This is a genomic window from Anaeromyxobacter dehalogenans 2CP-C, assembly GCF_000013385.1.
In the GTDB taxonomy this organism is placed as follows: Bacteria; Myxococcota; Myxococcia; order Myxococcales; family Anaeromyxobacteraceae; genus Anaeromyxobacter; species Anaeromyxobacter dehalogenans_B.
Genome location: NC_007760.1, coordinates 4,976,562 through 4,996,006 on the forward strand (window position 1 = coordinate 4,976,562; position 19,445 = coordinate 4,996,006).

17 protein-coding genes are annotated in these 19,445 nt (G+C 73.7%); 5 read left to right on the forward strand and 12 right to left on the reverse strand.

What is annotated here, in order from left to right; all coding sequences use genetic code 11:
- Nucleotides 1–28: 28 nt before the first annotated feature.
- The 5 genes from dnaJ to ADEH_RS22360 form a co-directional block, all read right to left on the reverse strand.
- Nucleotides 29–1,144 carry a molecular chaperone DnaJ gene (gene dnaJ, locus ADEH_RS22340; protein ID WP_011423372.1) on the reverse strand — a complete coding sequence of 372 codons (1,116 nt, stop codon included), beginning with the start codon at nt 1,142–1,144 and terminating at the stop codon, nt 29–31.
- Between the two features lie 136 nt (nt 1,145–1,280).
- Nucleotides 1,281–3,110 carry a molecular chaperone DnaK gene (dnaK, locus tag ADEH_RS22345; RefSeq protein WP_011423373.1) on the reverse strand — a complete coding sequence of 610 codons (1,830 nt, stop codon included), beginning with the start codon at nt 3,108–3,110 and terminating at the stop codon, nt 1,281–1,283.
- A gap of 37 nt (nt 3,111–3,147) precedes the next feature.
- Nucleotides 3,148–3,876: a nucleotide exchange factor GrpE gene (gene grpE / locus ADEH_RS22350; protein WP_011423374.1), complete on the reverse strand. Its 729-nt coding sequence runs from the start codon at nt 3,874–3,876 to the stop codon at nt 3,148–3,150.
- A 144-nt stretch (nt 3,877–4,020) separates the two neighbouring features.
- Entirely contained in the window at nt 4,021–5,088 is a 1,068-nt protein-coding gene (gene hrcA, locus ADEH_RS22355; protein WP_011423375.1) for a heat-inducible transcriptional repressor HrcA, read from the reverse strand.
- 14 nt (nt 5,089–5,102) lie between these two features.
- Complete coding sequence (locus ADEH_RS22360; protein ID WP_041453780.1) at nt 5,103–5,810, reverse strand: tetratricopeptide repeat protein; 708 nt, start codon at nt 5,808–5,810, stop codon at nt 5,103–5,105.
- Between the two features lie 440 nt (nt 5,811–6,250).
- Here ADEH_RS22360 and mfd point away from each other — a divergent pair, with 440 nt between their 5' ends.
- The 5 genes from mfd to pdxA all read left to right on the forward strand — a co-directional run bounded on the left by mfd (nt 6,251) and on the right by pdxA (nt 14,143).
- A complete protein-coding gene (mfd, locus tag ADEH_RS22365; protein WP_232287389.1) occupies nt 6,251–9,904 on the forward strand; it encodes a transcription-repair coupling factor in 3,654 nt (1,217 codons plus the stop codon).
- 202 nt (nt 9,905–10,106) lie between these two features.
- On the forward strand, nt 10,107–11,177 hold the full coding sequence (locus ADEH_RS22370) for a peptidylprolyl isomerase (protein WP_011423378.1): 1,071 nt from the start codon (nt 10,107–10,109) through the stop codon (nt 11,175–11,177).
- A gap of 1 nt (nt 11,178) precedes the next feature.
- Nucleotides 11,179–12,132 (forward strand): peptidylprolyl isomerase, encoded by a 954-nt coding sequence (locus ADEH_RS22375; protein ID WP_011423379.1) that lies wholly within the window; start codon nt 11,179–11,181, stop codon nt 12,130–12,132.
- Nucleotides 12,129–13,145, forward strand: coding sequence for a peptidylprolyl isomerase (locus tag ADEH_RS22380; protein WP_011423380.1), 1,017 nt, complete (start codon nt 12,129–12,131; stop codon nt 13,143–13,145). The genes ADEH_RS22375 and ADEH_RS22380 overlap by 4 nt, the downstream gene beginning before the upstream one ends.
- A complete protein-coding gene (gene pdxA, locus ADEH_RS22385; protein ID WP_011423381.1) occupies nt 13,142–14,143 on the forward strand; it encodes a 4-hydroxythreonine-4-phosphate dehydrogenase PdxA in 1,002 nt (333 codons plus the stop codon). Before ADEH_RS22380 ends, pdxA begins: the two co-directional genes overlap by 4 nt.
- Nucleotides 14,144–14,284: 141 nt before the next feature.
- On the opposite strand, the gene ychF is transcribed toward pdxA, so the two are convergent.
- The 7 genes from ychF to ADEH_RS23735 form a co-directional block, all read right to left on the reverse strand.
- On the reverse strand, nt 14,285–15,397 hold the full coding sequence (ychF, locus tag ADEH_RS22390) for a redox-regulated ATPase YchF (protein ID WP_011423382.1): 1,113 nt from the start codon (nt 15,395–15,397) through the stop codon (nt 14,285–14,287).
- Nucleotides 15,398–15,488: 91 nt separating this feature from the next.
- Nucleotides 15,489–16,028 carry a F0F1 ATP synthase subunit B gene (atpF, locus tag ADEH_RS22395; protein WP_011423383.1) on the reverse strand — a complete coding sequence of 180 codons (540 nt, stop codon included), beginning with the start codon at nt 16,026–16,028 and terminating at the stop codon, nt 15,489–15,491.
- Nucleotides 16,029–16,074: 46 nt separating this feature from the next.
- Nucleotides 16,075–16,305 carry an ATP synthase F0 subunit C gene (gene atpE / locus ADEH_RS22400; protein ID WP_011423384.1) on the reverse strand — a complete coding sequence of 77 codons (231 nt, stop codon included), beginning with the start codon at nt 16,303–16,305 and terminating at the stop codon, nt 16,075–16,077.
- Between the two features lie 71 nt (nt 16,306–16,376).
- Complete coding sequence (locus ADEH_RS22405) at nt 16,377–17,522, reverse strand: F0F1 ATP synthase subunit A (protein ID WP_011423385.1); 1,146 nt, start codon at nt 17,520–17,522, stop codon at nt 16,377–16,379.
- Nucleotides 17,519–17,884 (reverse strand): hypothetical protein, encoded by a 366-nt coding sequence (locus tag ADEH_RS22410; RefSeq protein WP_011423386.1) that lies wholly within the window; start codon nt 17,882–17,884, stop codon nt 17,519–17,521. Before ADEH_RS22410 ends, ADEH_RS22405 begins: the two co-directional genes overlap by 4 nt.
- 1 nt (nt 17,885) lies before the next feature.
- Nucleotides 17,886–18,158 (reverse strand): AtpZ/AtpI family protein, encoded by a 273-nt coding sequence (locus ADEH_RS22415; RefSeq protein WP_011423387.1) that lies wholly within the window; start codon nt 18,156–18,158, stop codon nt 17,886–17,888.
- Between the two features lie 132 nt (nt 18,159–18,290).
- Nucleotides 18,291–19,445 (reverse strand): aminotransferase class V-fold PLP-dependent enzyme, encoded by a 1,155-nt coding sequence (locus tag ADEH_RS23735; RefSeq protein ID WP_011423388.1) that lies wholly within the window; start codon nt 19,443–19,445, stop codon nt 18,291–18,293.

Below are 19,445 nucleotides of genomic sequence, written 5' to 3' on the forward strand. Positions count from 1 at the left end.
GTGCGCCCGCGCGCGGCGAAGCCGCGCCCTACCTGTCCCGCAGAATGTCCCCCACCTTCTCCCAGAAGGTCCGCGCCTGCGGGTTCGTCTCCTCGCCGGAGAGCGCCGCGAACCGCTCGAGCAGGTCGCGCTGCTCCTTGGTGAGGTGGGTGGGCGTCTCCACCAGCACGCGGACGTGCTGGTCGCCCCGGCCGCCGCCCTGCAGCGCCGGGATGCCCTTGCCCTTCAGCCGGAACATCTTGCCGCTCTGCGTGCCGGCCGGGACCCGCAGCTTGGTGGGCCCGTCGAGGGTGGGGACGTCGATCTGCGCGCCGAGCGCCGCCTGCGTGAACGAGATGGGGATCTCGCAGAGGACCTCGGTCTCCTCGCGCTTGAAGATGGCGTGCTCGCGGACCTGCACGACCACGTACAGGTCGCCCGGGATCCCGCCCGCGGTCGGGGCCGGCTCGCCCTCCCCGGAGAGCTTCAGGCGCGTGCCGGTGTCCACGCCGGCCGGCACCTTCACCTCCACGATGGCCTGCTCGCGGGTGGCGCCCGCGCCGCCGCAGCTCTGGCACTTGTCCACGACGACCCGCCCCGTGCCCTGGCACTGGTGGCAGGTGCGGGCGATCGAGAAGAAGCCCTGCGTCAGGCGGATCTCGCCGGCGCCGCCGCAGGTCGGGCAGGTGCGCGGGCTGGTGCCCGGCTTCGCGCCGGAGCCCTTGCACACCTCGCAGGCGCGCGGGCGCGGGATGGTGATGCGCGCGGTGGTGCCGAACGCGGCGTCCTCGAAGGAGAGCTCGAGGTGGTAGCGCAGGTCGGAGCCGCGGGCGCGGCCGCGCTGCCGCCGGCCGGGGCCGCCGCCGAACATCTCGCCGAAGATGTCGCCGAAGATGTCGTTGATGCTGGCCGCGCCGCCGAAGCCGAAGTCCTCGAAGCCCTGGCCGTTCGCGTGGCCGAAGCGGTCGTAGCGGGCCCGCTTGTCGGGGTCGGAGAGGACCGAGTAGGCCTCGGACGCCTCCTTGAAGCGCTCCTCTGCCTCCTTCGAGCCCTCGTTCTTGTCCGGGTGGTACTTGTGGGCGAGCTTGCGGTAGGCGGTCTTGAGGGTCTGCTCGTCCGCGTCCCTCCCCACGCCGAGGACCTCGTAGTAATCGCGTTTTTCCACTGTGTTCCCGGCCATTTGTGTGAGGAAGTCCCGTGGTCCGTGCGGAATATAACGCACGGGCGGGCGCTGACAATTCGCGCGCGGCGGGCCGGGCGCCGCGCGGCAGGGGGCCGTGGGGGCGGACGCCCGGCGGGCGCTAGCTGGTGCTGCCGCCCTGCTGCGCGTAGATGGCGTCGGCGATCCGGTACGCCGACCCCTCGAGGCGCGTCAGCGCGTCCTTGATCACCGCCGGGTCCGCGCCGGGCAGCACCGCCTTCAGCGCGTCGAGGTCGGCGCGGATCTCGGCGAGGTCCTCCTCCTTCAGCGCCGAGGCGTACTCCTCCAGGCTCTTCTCGGTCGTGTAGATGAGCCCCTCGGCGTTGTTCTTGAGGTCCGCCAGCTCCTTCTTCACGCGGTCGTCGGCCTTGTTCGCGTCGGCGTCGCGGATCATCCGCTGGATCTCCTCCTCGGAGAGGCCCGAGGAGGCGGTGATCCGGATCTGCTGCTGCTTGCCGGTGCCGAGGTCCTTCGCCGACACGTGCACGATGCCGTTCGCGTCGATGTCGAAGGTGACCTCGATCTGCGGCACGCCGCGCGGCGCCGGGGGGATTCCCACCAGCTCGAAGCGCCCCAGCGTCTTGTCGTCGGCGGCCATCTCGCGCTCGCCCTGGAGCACGTGGACCGAGACGAGCGGCTGGTTGTCCACCGCGGTGGAGAACACCTGCGACTTCTTGCAGGGCACGGTGGTGTTCTTCTCGATGATCTTCGTGAAGACGCCGCCGGCGGTCTCGACGCCGAGCGACAGCGGCGTCACGTCGAGCAGCAGGACGTCCTTCACCTCGCCCTTCAGCACGCCGCCCTGGATGGCGGCGCCCACCGCCACCACCTCGTCCGGGTTGACGCCCTTGTGCGGCTCCTTGCCGAAGAAGCGGCGCACCACCTCCTGCACCTTCGGCATGCGCGTCATGCCGCCGACCAGGATGACCGTGTCCACCTGGCCCACGCCCACGCCCGCGTCCTTGAGCGCGGTCTTGCACGGCCCGATGGTCTTCTCCACCAGGTCGCCGACCAGCTCCTCCAGCGTGGCGCGGTCGATGGTCTCGGCGAGGTGCTTCGGCCCGGTCGCGTCGGCGGTGATGAACGGGAGGTTCACCTCGGTCTCGCCGGCGCTGGACAGCTCGTGCTTGGCCCGCTCGGCGGCCTCCTTCAGCCGCTGCAGCGCCATGCGGTCGCGGCGCAGGTCGATGCCGTTCTGCTCCTGGAACCGCTTCGAGAGCCAGTCCATGAGCCGCTGGTCGAAGTCCTCGCCGCCCAGGAACGTGTCGCCGTTGGTGGCCTTCACCTCGAACACGCCCTGGTTCAGCTCGAGGATGGTGATGTCGAACGTGCCGCCGCCGAGGTCGTACACCGCCACGCGCTCCGACTTGCCCGCCTGCTGCTTGTCGATGCCGTAGGCGAGCGCGGCCGCGGTGGGCTCGTTGATGATGCGCAGCACGTTCAGGCCGGCGATGCGGCCCGCGTCCTTGGTGGCCTGGCGCTGGGCGTCGTTGAAGTAGGCCGGGCAGGTGACGATCGCCTCGGTGACCGGCTCGCCCAGGTAGTCCTCCGCGGTCTGCTTCATCCGCGCCAGCACCATGGCCGAGATCTCGGCGGGCGAGTAGCCCTTGCCGCCCACGTCCACCCAGGCGTCGCCGTTGTCGGCCGCCACGATCCGGTAGGGCACGAGCCCCGCCGACCGCTGCACCTCGGCGTCCCCGAACTTGCGGCCGATGAGCCGCTTCACCACGTAGACGGTGGACTCCGGGTTGGTGATCGCCTGCCGCTTCGCGATCTGGCCGACCAGGCGCTCTCCACCTTCGGTGAACGCGACCATGGACGGCGTGGTGCGCGATCCCTCGCTGTTCGGGATCACGACCACCTCGCCGCCCTCCATCACCGAGACGCAGCTGTTGGTCGTCCCGAGGTCGATGCCGATGACCTTGCTCATCTCGTGGGCTCCGGCTCCCGTGGGGCGGGCGCGGCCGCTACTCCGGGCCGGCGTCGCCGTCCGCCGGCGGCGCGGCGGCGGGCGGGGGCGCGACGGCGACCCCGACCATGGCGGGCCGGACCAGCCGGTCGTTGAGGGTGAACCCGCGCGCGTGCTCGAGCACCACCGTGCCCGGGGCCGCGTCCGCGGTGGGGACCTGCATGAGCGCCTCGTGCAGCGCCGGGTCGAACGGCGCGCCCATGGCGGAGAAGCCCTTCACGCCGTGCTTCGCGAGCGCCTGCTCCAGCGTCGCGCGCACCATCCGCACGCCCTTCGCGAGCGGGTCCTCGTCGGCCGCAGCCGCGAGCGCGCGGTCGAGGCCGTCCAGCGCCGGGAGCAGGTCCTTGAGGAGCCGCTCGCTCCCGAACTTCTGGACCTCGTCGCGCTCGCGCGCCGCGCGCTTCTTGAAGTTCTCGAGGTCGGCGGCGGCGCGGAGCAGCCGCTCGTGCTCGTCCTTCAGGCGCTCGAGCGTCTCGCGCGCCTTCGACTGCGACAGCTCGAGCTGCGCCTCGAGGAGCTGCACGCGGGCGGCGAGCGCCGCCGGGTCGCCGGCGGGGGCGCCCTCGACCTCGGGCGTGAGCTCGACGCCGGGCTCGCCCGCCCCGGCGGGCTGGCCGGCCGCGGCCTCCTCGCCGTGCGAGATGCGCTCCACCGAGCGGAGCGCCTCCTCCACCGCGTTCGCGGGGATGTCCGCCTGGAACGCGCCTTTTTCGTGGCTCTCTGCCATCGCCTCTTTCGCCGTGATCGAGCGGAGTTGCGGCCCGGAGGGCCCCCGGACCGGGAGCCCGCATCACGGCACGCGGGCGCCGCCGCGAACAAGGCGATCCGCCCGCGTCCGGGGCGCGCCGCCGCGGCCCCGGCGGGTGCTCGCTCAGCCGCCCTCGGACAGCGCCGCGAGCGCCCGGGAGATCTGCCGCGCGGTGAGGTCCACGAGCGGGATGACCCGCGCGTAGTTCATGCGCGTCGGACCCACCACCGCGAGCGTGCCGAGCACGCGGTCGCCGCGGCCGTAGGGCGCCGCCACCACCGACACGTCCGGCACGGTCGCGAACTCGCTCTCCGCGCCGATGAAGATCTGGACCTCCTGCGCGGTGAGCACGCGATCCAGCACGCGCAGGATCCGGTCCTTCTCGGCGAAGCCGCGCAGCAGCGCGCGGGCCTTCTGCACGTCCGAGAACTCCGGCGCGTCGAGGAAGCTCGACTCGCCCTCCATCACCACCTTCTCCACGCCGGCCGCGGCGAACGACTGCTCGGCGAGCACGAGCGCCTTCTGCAGGAGGTCGTGGAGCGCGCTCTGGTCGGCGCGCATGTCGCCGAGGATGGCCGCGCGCAGCGCCGCCAGCTCCGGCTCCGCCGCCTCGGCGCGGGCGTGCAGCTTCTCGTTCAGGTAGGCCGCCGCCCGCTCCAGCTCGGCCGGCTCCATGGTGAACTCGAGCTGCACCAGCTTGTTCGTGACGATCCCGGCCGCGGACACGAACACCACCAGCACGCGGTTCTCGCGCAGGCGCACGAACTCGAGCTGGCGCACCGGGTCGGCCTGCGGCCGCGGCGTCGTCACCACGCCGGCGTGGTGCGAGAGCGAGTGGAGCAGGTCGGCGGTGCCCTCGATGAGCGAGGACACGTCCGGCGCGGCCTGGGCCAGCCGCTCGATCCGGTCGCGGTCCGCCGGGCTGGGCGGCCGCACCTTCAGCATCGTGTCCACGTACAGCCGGTAGCCGCGCTCGGTGGGGATCCGGCCCGAGGACGCGTGCGGCTTCTCGAGGAAGCCGAGCGCCTCGAGGTCGGCCATCACGCTCCGCACCGTGGCCGGCGACCACTCCAGCTCGTGCCGCGAGAGGAGCGGCTGGCTCGCGACCGGCTCGCCGGTGTGGATGTAGTCCTGGACCAGCGCGCGGAGGATCTCGCGCTCCCGCCTGTCCAGCTCGTCCGCCGTGGCCATCGCCTTGTCCGCGTCTACTCGCCCGCGAGGTGCCGCTGCGCCGCCCCGGCCAGCACCGGGAACCGCCCCTGCGACAGCTCCCGCCACCGGGCCGCGGCGCCGGCCGGATCGCCCGCCTGCTCGGCGATCAGGGCCTCGAGGTGCACGCGCTCCTCGGCGTAGACGTAAGCGAATCCGGCCCTCGCCGCACCGTCCGCGTCCAGCCGGAGCGCCTCGCGGAGCGCCGCGCGGGCGCCCGGCAGGTCGCCGCGCGCGTCCGCCAGGATCGCGAGCGCGTACCAGGGCCCCGGGCGAGCCGGGTCGATGTCGCGGGCGGTCTCGAGGTGCGCCTGGGCCGCCGGGAGGTAGCCCTCCAGCGCGTACAGCTCGCCCAGGTTGACCAGCGCCGCCTGCTGCTCCGGCGGGCTGCCGGTGGAGACCACCTCGTCGAGCAGGCGGCGGGCCGCGTCGGGGTGGCCTTCGACGAGGTAGGAGACGGCGAGGTCGTTCAGCGCGCCGAGCTGGTCGGGGCTGGCGTCGAGCGCCGCCTCGAACGACGCGCGCGCCGCGGCCACCTCGCCGGCCCGCAGCCGCTCCGCGCCGCCCGACGGCGCGGTCGCGAGCGTCGAGACGAGCGGCGCCGCGTCCTCGCTCGGGCGCGGCTCCTCCGCCCCGCCGCAGGCGGCGAGCAGAAGCGCGGCGAGCGCCGCGGTGGATGCGAGGCGTGGATGCGGGTACCGCACGGGGTCCCTCTGCCAGCAATCGAGGAGCGCGTCGAGTGTACCGGCCGCCCACACGTCGATCAAGGAACGGCCGCGTCCCGCGAGCGCGCGTCCTGCCGCGGGCTTACACTATTTCCACGGCGGGCGCCGGGCGCGACGAGGATCGGCGCGGGCGCACCTCCGAAGTCCCCGGCCGGTGACGCGGCCCCGCGACCTCGGGGGTGCGGGCGCGGCGAAGGTCGATCGCAGCCCGGCGCCTCCGCTTTCCTCCCGCCGGGGTCCCGTCCCATCCGCCGCGCGCCGCTCCCCGTCCCGTGGCCCCGCGCCGGAAGCGCGCACCCGCGGCGCCGTCGCCGTTCGCCGTGACAGCACCCGCCCGCGCCCCTAATATGCCGCCCGCTCCGAGCCCCGCCATGACCGCAGCAACAGGAGAGACCCCGGGCGCGAGCGCGCGCGATCGCGTGCGCCGCGCCCTCGAGGAGAAGCGCCGCGCCGACGTCACCGGCCTCGTGGGGGCCGCGCGCGGCCTCCTGGTCCGCGACCTGCTCGCCCCCGGCCCGGGCCGCGCCCGCTCGGTGCTGGCGGTGGCGGCGGACGAGGAGGAGGCGGACGCGCTCGCCCGCGACCTCGCCTTCTTCCTGGGCGAGGGCGCGGTGCTCCGCGTCCCCGCCGACGCGGTGCTCCCCTACGACGACCTCTCGCCCGACCGCGGCGTGGAGATGGAGCGGCTCGCCGCGCTGGCGCGCCTGCACCTCGCCCCCGAGCAGGCGAAGGCGGTGGTGGTCTCGGCCCGCGCGCTGGCGCGCCGCACCGTGCCACGGCGGGTGTTCGAGGCCGGCTCGGACCTGCTCGGCAAGGGCATCGAGGTGGACCGCGAGGCGCTCGCCGCGAAGCTCGTGCTGCTCGGCTTCGCCCGCACGCCGCTCGTCGAGGACCCGGGCACGTTCGCGGTCCGCGGCGGCATCGTGGACCTTTGGAGCCCGGCCGACCCGAGGCCGGTGCGGCTCGAGTTCTTCGGCGACGAGATCGAGAGCTGCCGCGCGTTCGACCCGTCCAACCAGCGCAGCGAGGGCGACGTGGAGGAGGTGCTGCTCTGCCCCTCGCGCGAGGCGCTCTTCACCGAGGAGGGCAAGGAGGCCGCCAAGACCGCGGTGCGCGAGGTCGCCGAGCGGGTGAACCGCCCCACCTCGCGGGTGCGCGAGGTGCTCGACGCCATCGACGCCGGCACGCCGTTCTTCGGGCTGGAGGCGCTGCTCCCCGGCTTCCACCCGGGGGGCCTCGGCACGCTGTTCGACTACCTGCCGCCCGGGACCGCGGTCTACGTGGACGGGGTCGCGGCGGTGGAGGACGCGCTCGCCGAGCTCGACGAGGCGCTCGCCCGCGAGCACGCCGCCGCGCTGGACCGCGAGGAGCTGGTGCTGCCGCCCGCGGCGCACTTCCTCCCCGGCGCCGAGGCGCGCGCCCGCGCGCTGGCGCTGCCGACGGTGGTCCGGCACCAGGTGTGGCTCGGCACCGAGGAGCCCATCCGCGTCGCGCTCGAGGAGACCGCCGGCATCCGCGCCGAGATCGAGGGCGCGCACGGCGAGGAGGGCGCGCTCGCCCCGCTCACCCGGCGGCTCGAGGACTGGCGCAAGCGCGGCATCGCGGCGGTGGTGGCGGCCGGGACCGCGTCGGCGTCCGAGCGCCTCCGCCGCCTGCTCGAGGACCGGCGCCAGCACTCGCGCGTCCATACCGGCCCGCCCGGCGCGCCGCGGGAGCTCTACGACCCGGCGGTGCACGTGCACGTCTTCGCCGGCGAGATCTCGGCCGGCTTCGTGGACGCGGCCGCGGGCCTGGCGGTGGTCTCCGACGAGGAGATCTTCGGCCGCCGCGTGCGCAAGAAGGCGCGCCGCGCCGCCGAGGAGAACGCGTTCGCGGCGGCGTTCCGCGAGCTGAACGAGGGCGACCTGGTCGTGCACGTCGAGCACGGCATCGCCAAGTACCTGGGCCTCACCAAGATGCAGATCCGCGGGGTGGAGGGCGACTTCCTCGTCCTCGCCTACGACGGCGCCGACCGGCTCTACCTGCCGGTCGCGAAGCTGCGCCAGGTGCAGAAGTTCACCGGCGCCTCGCCCGAGACGATCCGGCTCGACAGGCTGGGCGGCAGCTCCTTCGCGCTCCGCAAGGCGCGGGTGAAGGAGCAGCTCCTCAAGATGGCCGCCGAGCTGCTCGACATCTACGCGGCCCGCGCCGCCCACCCCGGCTTCGCCTACCCGGAGCCGGACGAGCTGTTCCGCGAGTTCGAGGCGGAGTTCCCCTGGGAGGAGACGCCCGACCAGGCGAAGGCCATCGAGGACGTGGTCCGCGACATGCGCAAGGGCCGCCAGGGCCCGGCCGCGGCCGCGCCCATGGACCGGCTGGTCTGCGGCGACGTGGGCTACGGCAAGACCGAGGTGGCGATGCGCGCCGCCATGCTGGCGGTGCTCGCGAAGAAGCAGGTGGCGGTGCTCGTGCCCACCACCGTGCTCGCGGCCCAGCACGAGCGCACGTTCCGCGAGCGGTTCAAGGGCTACCCGGTGCGCATCGAGGCGGTCTCGCGCATGCGCACCGCCGACGAGGTGAAGCGGGCGCTGAAGGCCGCCGCCGACGGCAAGGTGGACATCCTCGTCGGCACGCACCGGCTGCTCGCGGCCGACGTGTCGTTCAAGGACCTGGGCCTGGTGGTGGTGGACGAGGAGCAGCGCTTCGGCGTCGCGCACAAGGAGCGCCTGAAGAAGCTGCGCAAGCTCGTGGACGTGCTCACGCTCACCGCCACGCCCATCCCCCGCACCTTGCACATGAGCCTCGCCGGCGTGCGCGACCTCTCCATCATCGCGACGCCGCCGGAGGACCGCCGGGCCATCCGCACCTTCGTGATGAAGTTCGACCCGGCCGCGGTGAAGGAGGCCATCGAGACCGAGCTGAAGCGCGGCGGGCAGGTGTTCTTCGTCCACAACCGCGTGCGCTCGATCCACGCCATGCAGCGCTTCCTCGGCGAGCTCGTGCCGAAGGCGCGGGTGGGCGTCGCGCACGGGCAGATGGGCGAGGGGAAGCTCGAGCACGTCATGACGCAGTTCGTGGACAAGGAGCTCGACGTGCTCCTCGCCACGAGCATCATCGAGTCCGGCCTCGACATCCCCAGCGCGAACACCATCATCGTGAACCGCGCCGACCACTTCGGCCTGGCGCAGCTCTACCAGATCCGCGGCCGCGTCGGCCGAAGCCGGGAGCGCGCTTACGCGTACCTGCTCGTGCCGGCGCGCCGCCCGGTCACGAAGGACGCGCAGAAGCGGCTCGAGGTGCTCCAGCGGTTCAGCGAGCTGGGCGCCGGCTTCAAGATCGCGAGCCACGACCTCGAGATCCGCGGCGCGGGCAACCTGCTCGGCAAGGACCAGTCCGGCCAGATCGAGGCGGTGGGGTTCGAGCTGTACCAGGAGCTGCTCGACGAGGCGGTGCGCGAGCTGAAGGGCGAGGCGCCGCGCGAGGAGATCGACCCGGACGTGCAGCTGCCGGTGCCGGCGTTCATCCCCGACCCGTACATGCCCGACGTCCACCAGCGGCTGTTCTTCTACAAGCGGCTCGCGCAGGCCTCCACCGACGAGGACCTCGACGAGGTCCGGGCCGAGATGGTGGACCGCTGCGGCGACCCGCCGGACGAGGTGGACGCGCTGTTCGAGGTCATGGCGGTGAAGGTCCGGCTGCGCGCGCTGCGCATCCGCGCGCTCGAGACCGGGCCGGGGCGGCTCGTCCTCACGCTGGGCGAGTCGGCCGCGCTCGACCCGTTCCAGCTCGCGAAGCACGTGCAGGCCTCGGCCGGCGCGCTCCGGCTCACCCCGGACATGAAGCTGGTGGCGCAGCTCGGCGGGCCGCCGGCGCCGAAGGCCGTCGCGGCGCGCCCGGCGAAGGGCGCCGCGGCGCGGCAGAGCCCGCGGCAGGCTGCGGCACAGCGCCGCGTGGCCGCCGACGCCGCCCGCCGCGCCCAGCCGCCGCCGGCCGCGGCGCCCTCGCCGGCGATGCAGGCCGCGAGCGGCCGCGAGCTGCTGCAGGCGGTGCGCGAGGTGCTCGCCGGCCTGGCGCGCTGCGCGCGCGCGGAGTGAGGGGCACCCGGGGTCCAAGCGGGCGGCGCCACGCCGGATTTCCGCGGTGCCGGCCGGCCCGGCGCATCCTTGATCGGCGCCCCGTTCCGTGCTCTTTTCCGGGGCTCGGAAGCGCGCGCTCCGCCGCTCGCCGGGGGGAACACGGCAGGCGCCCCGCGCGTTCGCACCCCAGGTCCTTTCCACACCTCAAGGAGCATCGACCATGCTGCGTCGCATCGCCCTCCTCGGCCTCGTCGCGCTGGCGGCCACCGCCTGCCAGCCGCAGTCCAAGGACTCGAAGAAGTCCGGCCCCGCCGTCGCCACCGGCAACGGGTTCACCATCACCGCCGGCGAGCTGAAGGCGCGCCTCGACGAGCAGTCGCCGTTCATCCGCGCCCGCTACTCCACGCTCGAGCGCAAGAAGGAGTTCCTCGACAACCTGGTCCGGTTCGAGGTGCTGGCGCGCGAGGCCGAGCGGCAGGGCCTGGCGAACGACCCCGAGGTCCAGCTCACGCTGAAGAAGGTGATGGTCCAGAAGCTCGTCCAGAAGAACTTCCAGGACGCGAGCGGCGCGGCCGCCGAGGCGCTCCCCGAGGCCGACCTGCAGAAGTACTACGACGAGCACAAGGCCGAGTACTACCGGCCGCGCCGCGTGCGCCTCGCCGCGATCGTGTGGAACGCGCCCGCCGGCAGCCCGGAGCGCGCCGCCAAGGTCGCCCTCGCGAAGAAGGCGCTCGCGAAGCTGAAGGCCGAGGAGAAGAAGAACACGCTCGCGTTCGCGCAGCTCGTGAACGAGTTCTCCGAGGACGCGGCCAGCAAGGCCACCGCCGGCGACCTCGGCTTCAAGACGCGCGAGGACCTGGAGAAGGCGTACTCGAAGGAGTTCGCCGACGTCGCGTACAACCTGCAGCCCGGCGCGACCAGCGGCGTCCTCGAGACCCCGAACGGCGTCTACCTGGTGAAGGGCACCGGCGAGCAGGACGAGCTGAACCGGACGTTCGAGCAGGTGAAGCCGCAGATCCAGACCAAGCTCTACCGCGAGAAGAAGACCAAGGAGTTCGACGCCTGGCTGAAGAAGCTGCGCGACGACGCCAAGGTCAGCATCGACGAGAAGGCGCTCGAGGCGGTGGAGGTCTCGGCCGCCGCGCCGGCCGGCATGGGCGGCATGCCCGGGATGCCCGGCATGATGCCCGGCGGCCACGGCCCCATGGGCGCCGGCCCCCGCCCCATGGGCGCGCCCGCCCCGGCCGCCGCGCCGGCCCAGCCGGCCCCGGCCCCCGCCCCGGCGAAGTGACGTGCGCCCGGCCCTCGCGCCCATCCTGATCGCGACCGCGCTCGCGGCCGGCTGCGGCCGCTGCGGCGGCGCTCGCTCCGGCGAGCGCCCCGCGCCCGGCGCGGTGGCGGTCGTGAACGGGGAGCCGATCCCGCCCGACGCGCTCGCGCGCGAGCTGCGCGACGCGCAGGCGGGCGCGGAGGGCCAGGCGCCGGCCGCCGGCGACGTGCTGCGGCGGCGCGTGCTCGACGACCTCGTCGATCGCGCGCTGCTGCTCCAGCAGGCGCGCGCCCGCTCGATCGTGGTCGGCCAGGACCAGGTCGAGCGGGCCTTCCTCCGCCTCCGGGCGGAGTACCCCGGCACGCACTTCGACGACCTGCTCGCGCAGGAGCGGCTCAGCCAGGCCGAGCTGAAGGCCCGCCTCAAGGACCAGCTCACGGTGGAGCGCCTGTTCGAGCAGGAGGTGTTCCCGCAGGTCCAGGTGGTGGACGCCGAGGTCGAGCGTTACTACGCGGAGCACGGCGCCGAGTTCCAGGAGCCGGAGCGGGTGCACGTGCTCCAGATCGTCGTCGCGTCCCGCGAAGAGGCAGCCCAGGTGCGCGAGAAGCTCCGCCGCAACCCGCAGACGTTCGCCGAGGTGGCGCGCCGCTCGTCCATCGCCCCCGAGGGCAAGGGCGGCGGCGACCTCGGCTTCATCGGGCGCGGCTCCGGGTTCCCGGAGGTGTTCGACACCTGCTTCGCGCTGCCGGTGAACGTGATCTCCGACGTCACCCCGTCCCCGTACGGCTTCCACCTGTTCAAGGTGGTGGAGAAGAAGCCGGCGCAGCGGCGCACGCTGGAGCAAGCGCGCGCCGAGATCGCCGAGAAGCTCGGCCGCGAGAAGCGGGCCGGGGCGCAGGCGGAGTACCTCGAGGCCCTCCGCAAGCGCGCCCAGATCGAGATCGACGAGAAGGCCCTCGCCGCGGTGACCCCTTGAACCTCTCCCTCGCGCTGCTCGCCGTCACCCTCTCCAGCGCCGCGCCGGCCACGCCCGCCGCGACGACGCCTCCGGCCACCGCGGCCCAGCCGCGGCGCGTGCTCGACCGGGTGGCCGCCATCGTGAACGGCGACGTGGTCACGCTGCAGGAGCTGGAGCAGCGCGCCGCCGCGCTCGGGCTGGCCGCGGCCGACGCGCTCCCCGCCGGCCCGGAGCGCGACCGCGCCCGCGCCGAGGCGCTCCGGCGCGCGTTCGACCAGGTGGTCTCGGACAAGCTCTTCGCCGAGAAGGCGAAGGAGCTCGAGATCGAGGTCACCGAGAAGCAGGTGGACGACGCCATCGAGGGCGTGAAGAAGCAGAACGGCTTCACCGACGCGCAGCTCGAGTCCGCCCTCGCCTCCGAGGGCTACTCCATGGCCGACTACCGGACCCGCATCCGGCGCGAGCTGCAGAACTTCTCGCTCCTCCAGTACAAGGTGGCCGGGAAGATCAAGACGTCCGAGGAGGACCTGCGCAACTACTACCAGTCCCACCCGCAGGAGTTCGACGGCGAGGACGAGGTGCGGGTCCGCCACATCTTCATCCCGTTCCCCGAGGGCGGCGGCAAGCAGGCGCAGGCCCAGGCGCGCGCCGAGGGCCAGCGGGTGCTGCAGCGGCTCAAGACCGGCGAGGACTTCGGCGCGGTCGCGAAGGCCGTCTCCCGCGGCCCGTCGGCCGAGGAGGGTGGCGAGCTGGGCTGGCTGAAGCGCGGCACCATCCACCGGACGCTCGAGGACGCCGCGTTCGCGCTGAAGACCGGCGAGATCTCCGGGCTGGTCGAGGCGGGCCCGGGCGTGCACATCCTCAAGGTCGAGGAGCGGCGGCGCGGCGGCGGCAAGAGCTTCGAGCAGGCCCGCGAGGAGATCCGGCAGCGGCTCGGCGAGGAGCAGGCCGAGAACTACCGGCAGCAGTACGTGGCCGAGCTCCGGCGCGACGCGCTCATCGACGTGAAGCTCCCCGAGCTGCGGCCGTGAGCCGCGCGGGGCGCCCGCGCATCGCCATCTCGCTCGGCGACCCCTCCGGCGTCGGGCCGGAGGTCACCGCGGGCGCGCTCCGCGCCCTGCGCGGCGAGCTCGTCCCCCTGGTGTTCGGCGATCGGCGCGTGCTCGCGCGCGCGCTCGGCGACCTGGGCCTGCCGGTGGTGGAGCCCGGCGCGCCGCTCCCGCCGGGCGGCGCGCTCGTCGCCACCACCGCGCTCCCGGCCGCCCAGCTCAGGCCCGGCCGCCCCGCGCCGCAGGCCGGCGCGGCCCAGCTCGCCTACGTGGAGGCCGCCTTCCGCGCCGTCCGCGAGGGCGCCGCGGCGGCGATGTGCACGGCGCCGGTGTCGAAGGCGCAGGTGGCGCGGGCGCTGCCCGGGTTCGTGGGTCACACCGAGTGGCTGGAGGCCGCCTGCGGCGTGCGCCGCTCGGTGATGATGCTGGCCGGCGACCGGCTCCGCATCGCGCTCGTCACGAACCACGTCGCGTTCTCGCGGCTGCGGCGCGCGCTCACCGTGCCGCGCATCGTCGAGACGCTCGCCATCACCCACCGCGCGCTCCGCGACGACCTCGGCATCGCCCGGCCGCGCCTCGCGCTCGCCGCGCTCAACCCGCACGCGGGCGAGGAGGGCGCGTTCGGGGACGAGGAGTCGCGGCTGCTCGCCCCCGCGCTCGAGGCGGCCCGCGCCGCCGGCGCGCCCGCGGCCGGCCCGTTCCCGGCCGACTCGGTGTTCTTCCGCGCCGCGCTGGGCGAGTTCGACGCGGTGGTCGCGCTCTACCACGACCAGGGGCTCATCCCGGTGAAGCTGCTCGACGCGGTGGGCGGGGATCCGGCGGTGAACGTGACGCTGGGGCTGCCCATCGTCCGCACCAGCCCGGACCACGGCGTCGCCTACGACATCGCCGGCAAGGGCAAGGCGAGCGCCGCCTCGATGATCGCGGCGCTCAGGCTGGCGGTGCGGATCGCGAACGTCCGCGCGCGGGCGGCGCGCTGAGGCGCGCAGACCCAGCGCGGCAAAGCCGCACCCGCGGGGACCTCGCGCGTGCCCGCGCAGGCGGGCGCGCGAGGTCACGGGCCCCGCGCAGCAGGGTGGGGCCCCGCGGAGCTCCGCTCCGTGGGGCGGGGCGCAGCCCCGTCAGACGTTGAACCTGAAGTGCATCACGTCGCCGTCCTGGACGACGTAGTCCTTGCCCTCGATGCGCAGCTTGCCCTTCTCGCGGCAGGCGGCCTCGGTCTTCAGCTCGAGGAGGTCCTCGATGCGGATGACCTCGGCCTTGATGAAGCCCTTCTCGAAGTCGGTGTGGATGACGCCCGCCGCCTGCGGCGCGCGCGAGCCCTGGCGCACGGTCCAGGCGCGGCACTCGTCCTCTCCGGAGGTGAAGTAGGTCATGAGGCCGAGCAGCCGGTAGCCGGCGTGCACCAGGCGGTGCAGGCCGGGCTCCTCGAGGCCGAGGGAGGCGAGGTACTCGGCGCGCTCCGGCGGCGCCAGCTCGACGAGCTCGGACTCCACCTTGCCGGAGATCTCCACCATGGGCGCGCCCTCGGCGTCGGCGAGCGCCTTCACCGCCAGGATGCTCGGGTCGGTGGCCTCCTTGCCGAGCTGCGACTCGTCCACGTTCGCGATGTACAGCACCGGCTTCGAGGTGAGCAGGAACAGGTCCTTCACCGCGGCGCGGTCCTCGTCGGAGAGCGGCTGGGCGCGCACCGGCGTGCCGGCCTCCAGCCCCGCCTTCACCCGGTCGAGCGCCGCCACCTCGAGCTTCGCCAGCTCGCCGGCCTTGCCGGCGGCCTTGGTGTTCTTGAGCGCGCGCTCGCGCTTCTTCTCGACCGAGTCGAGGTCCTTCAGCATCAGCTCGGTCTCGACCACGTCGCGATCGCCGCGCGGGTCCACCTTGCCGGCAACGTGCACGACGTCGGGGTCCTCGAAGCAGCGCAGCACGTGGGCGATGGCGTCCACCTCGCGGATGTTCGCGAGGAACTGGTTGCCGAGCCCCTCGCCCTTGGACGCGCCGGCGACGAGGCCGGCGATGTCCACGAACTCGAGCGTGGTCGGGGTGGTCTTCTTCGGCTTGAACAGGGCCGAGAGCGCGTCGAGGCGCGCGTCCGGCACCGGCACCACCCCCACGTTCGGCTCGATGGTGCAGAACGGGTAGTTGGCGGCCGCCGCCTGCGCGGCGCCGAGCAGCGCGTTGAAGAGGGTGGACTTCCCGACGTTCGGGAGGCCGACGATGCCGATGGAGAGGCCCATGTCCTGCTCTCTCTATCCCGCAAGAAACGAAAACGCTCCGGCGGACGCGGGGGCCCGCCGGAGCGCGATGCGAGCAGCGGGAACCGGGCGGCTAGGCCGCGCGGTTCGCCGGGAGCTGCGCGATGTACTCCTCGACGAGCGCCCGCTGGGACTTCTCGTCGAGGTTCGCCTTCACCAGCCGCGAGGCGGCGTCGATGGCGAGATCCACCACCTGCGCCTTGAGCTCGGCCTTGGCCTTCACCAGCTCCTCGGCGATCTGGCGGCGGGCCTCCGCGACCAGCTCGTCCGCCTCCTTGCGCGCCTTGGCGGTGAGCTCCTGGCGGAGCGCCTCCACCTCCTGCTGGTTGCGGCGCGCGAGCTCGGCGGCCTCGCGCTGCGCCTTGGAGAGCGACTCCTTCTGGGCGGCGAGCAGCCGCTCCGCCTCGGCCCGCTCCTTCTTGGCCGAGTCGATGGCCTCGCGGATCGAGCGCTCGCGCTCGGCCAGCATCTTCACGATCGGCCCCCACGCGAACTTCGCGAGGACCGCGAGCATCACGAGGAACGTGATGGCGGTCCAGAGCGTGAGGCCGGGGTTGATGTCGGCGATGCCGCCAGCGGCGAGCACCGGGACCGGCGAGAGGATGGAGGCCATGGCAGTCACTCCCAGGGGACGCTGGGCTCCGCGGATCGCGGAGCGCTTACTTGGCGAAGGAGAGGAGGAGGCACACGACGATCGCGAAGAGCGTCGCGCCCTCGATGAGGGCGGCGGCGATGATCATCGAGGTGCGGATGTCGCCGGCGGCGGTCGGCTGGCGGGCCGAGCCCTCCATGGCGGCGGCGGCGAGCTTGCCGATGCCGAGGCCGGCGCCGAGGACGGCGAGGCCGGCGCCGAAGCCGGCGGACAGGTACGCGAGGGCGGCAGAGGTCATGGCTGCATTCTCCGGTGCTGCGTGGGCGGTGTTGCCGGGCCGCTCGTTCCCGGGGCGCTTACCGCGCTCGACTACCCATGGCCGGGGGACGCCCCCGCCACGTGTGAACCGTGCTCCGAGCCCGCGGCGGGCCCGGCGTGACCGTGCTCCTCCGCGTGCCCGTGGTCGTCGCCGTGGTGCACCAGGCCGGCGCCGATGAACAGCGAGGAGAGCATGGTGAAGATGTAGGCCTGCACGAACGCCACGAAGAGCTCGAGCAGGAAGATGCTGAGCGCCATCGGCACCGAGCCGAACGCCACCCAGGGCGTGCCCAGCGCGAAGATCAGGCCGAGCAGCGCCAGGATCACGAAGTGGCCCGCCAGCATGTTCGCGAAGAGTCGGACGGTGAGGGCGAAGGGCTTCGTGAACAGGCCCAGGAACTCCACCGGGATCATGATGAGCCACAGCGGCGCGAGCGACTTCGGCACGCCGCCGGTGAGGTGGGCGAGGTACCCGCCCATGCCCATGGCGCGGATGGCCGCGTACTGCGTGATGACGAAGGTGAAGAGCGCCATCGCCACGGTCACCGAGAGGTTCGCGGTGGCGGTGGCCGAGAACGGCAGCAGGCCGAACAGGTTCAGGAACAGGATGAAGAAGAAGGCCGTGACGAGGTACGGGGTGAAGCGGTCCGCGTCCTTCTCGCCCATGTTCTTCACCGCGATCTCGTTCCGGACGAACGCGACCAGCAGCTCGATGAAGTTGTAGAGGCCCCGCGGCACCAGGCTCTTCTTGCGGACCGCGCCGAGCACCACCACGAGCAGCAGCGCCGAGGCGAGCCACATCATGACGACGTGCTTGGTGGGCGTCATGTCGAGCTTGCCGAACTTGAGCGAGTCGCCGAACGTCTCGCGGAGATCCCACTCGCAGTTCCAGGCGAGGCCGCCGTGGCAGAGGCCGGGGTGCTCGATGACGTAGCCGTCGGTGACGTGGTGCAGCATCACCGCGCCCAGGCTCTCGTCGTGCCCGCCCTCGTGGCCGGCAGCCTCGCCGTGCTCGGCGGCGGCGGCGTGGGCCTCGACGGCGGCGCCGGGCTCGCCAGCCGGCGAGCCATGCGCGTCGGGGGCGGCCTCGGGGGCTTGGCCGTGCTGCTCGACCGGGGCGGCGACCGGCGCGGGCGCGGCGTCGTGCTGGGCGAGCGAGAGGCTGAGGGCGAGCGTGACGAGCGTGGCGGCGGTCATGCGGTCGTTCCCGTTCCTCGGTTGAGCGAGTGGACGAAGGCGCCTTCGATGGCGCTGAAGACGAAGTAGGGCACGAAGAAGGCGACGACGAAGGCGTAGATGCTCTCGCCCGCGCGCGCGACCGCGAAGGTCCCGAGCGCGACGAGGAGGATGCGGGCGAGGAACGCGGAGGCCATCACCGCGAGCGCGCGCTGCACCGGCTTCGACCCGCGCGCGAAGCGCGCCATGGCGACGATGGAGGCGAGGGCGGTCACGCCGGAGATCGAGGCGCCGACCAGCGCGCCACGCCGGTACGACCCGGAGGCGAGCGCGAGCGCGACGAACGCGGCGGCGACGGCGGCGGTGAGGAGCTGGTGCTTCAACTCAACGGTCCTTCTTCCCCGATCCGAGTACGGTCCTGAAGAAGCTGATGAAGCCGCCGATCATCCCGAGCAGCGCGCCGAGGAGCAGGAACCACGGCCTCTCGTTCCCCAGCTTCCCGTCCAGCCAGTGGCCGGCCCAGGCGAACAGCCCGACGGAGGCGACCAGCGAGGTGGAGGCGCCCATGTATGGCGCCGCCTTGCCGTAGCCCTGCGCAAGGTTCGAGAGCCCCTTCCGCTCCGGATCCCGGCGCTCTCGATCGCTCGGTCCCGGCACTGTGCGCCTCCGCCCCTCGTCCCCGGAATCACCGGAGGTTACCGATGCTTCGGCGAGCCGAAGGGCACGCCCGTATAGCAGGCGGGAATCGCGGCGTCAATGGCCGCGCCCCCCGCCCGGAGCCATCTCGCTTCACCCCGCGGGTGGGAGGGCGGCGACCAGCCGGTCCACGTCCTCCGGGGTGCTGTAAAGGTGCGGCGCGACGCGGATTCGGCCGCCCCGGAGCGACGTCCAGACCCGGGCCGCGCGCAGGGCGTCCTGGCCGGCCTCGGTGGCGGCGCCGCCGGCCGACGCCCGCACGCAGAGGAGGTGGCTCCGCGCCTCGGGCGCGAGCGGGCTCGCCGCCTCCCAGCCCGGGGGAAGCGCCGCGAGCAGCCGATCGCCGAGCGCGCGGGCGTGCGCCTGGATCCGGGCCGGCTGCGCCTCGAGCAGGAGGCGCAGCGACTCCGCCAGCGGGAGCAGGTTGTTGAAGCTCGCGGTCTGGTGCGCGTCGTAGCGCCGCGCGCCGGGCCGAAGCTCGACCGCGGTGGGCAGGTGCTCGAAGTCCTCCGAGCCCTTCACCGCCCACCAGTTGAGGTCGCCCACCGCCAGCCGGTCCAGCGCGGCGGACGAGAACAGGCCGAGCGCGGTGCCGTAGGGGCCGAGCAGGAACTTGTAGGCGGCGGCCGCGTAGACGTCCACGCCCGAGCCGCCGAAGTCGAAGGGCATCGCGCCCGCCGCCTGGCTGCCGTCCACCACCGTGAGCGCGCCGGCCCGCCGCGCCGCCTCCACCACCGGGCCGGGGTCGATGCGCCCGCCGTGCAGGTACGAGACGTGCGCGAACGCCACCACCCGCGTGCGCGGGCCGATCTCGGCGGCGAGCCGCGCCGCCGAGACCGCGCCGCTCGGATCGTCCGGCTCGACCACCCGCACCCGCACGCCGCGCCGGGCGAGCCAGCGCCAGGGGAAGTCGTTCGACGGGTACTCGTGCCGGGCGATCAGGATCTCGTCGCCCTCGGCGAGCTCGAGCCCGCGCGCGACCGCGTTCACGATCTGCCCGGCGCCGGTCGCGACCGCGACGGCCTCCTCGCGCGCGCCGAGCAGCCGCGCCGCCAGCGCGCGGACCTCGTCCACCGCGCCGAGGTAGGTGCGCGGCCCGATGCGCCAGGGCTGCTCCTTCAGCTTGAGCGCCTCGCGGCCGGCGCGCGAGGCCGCGAGCGGGAGCGGCCCCTGGTTCGCGGCGTCGAGGTAGGCGATGCCCTCGAACGCCGCGAAGCGGTCGGCGAGGAGCGGGTCGAGCTCCCCCAA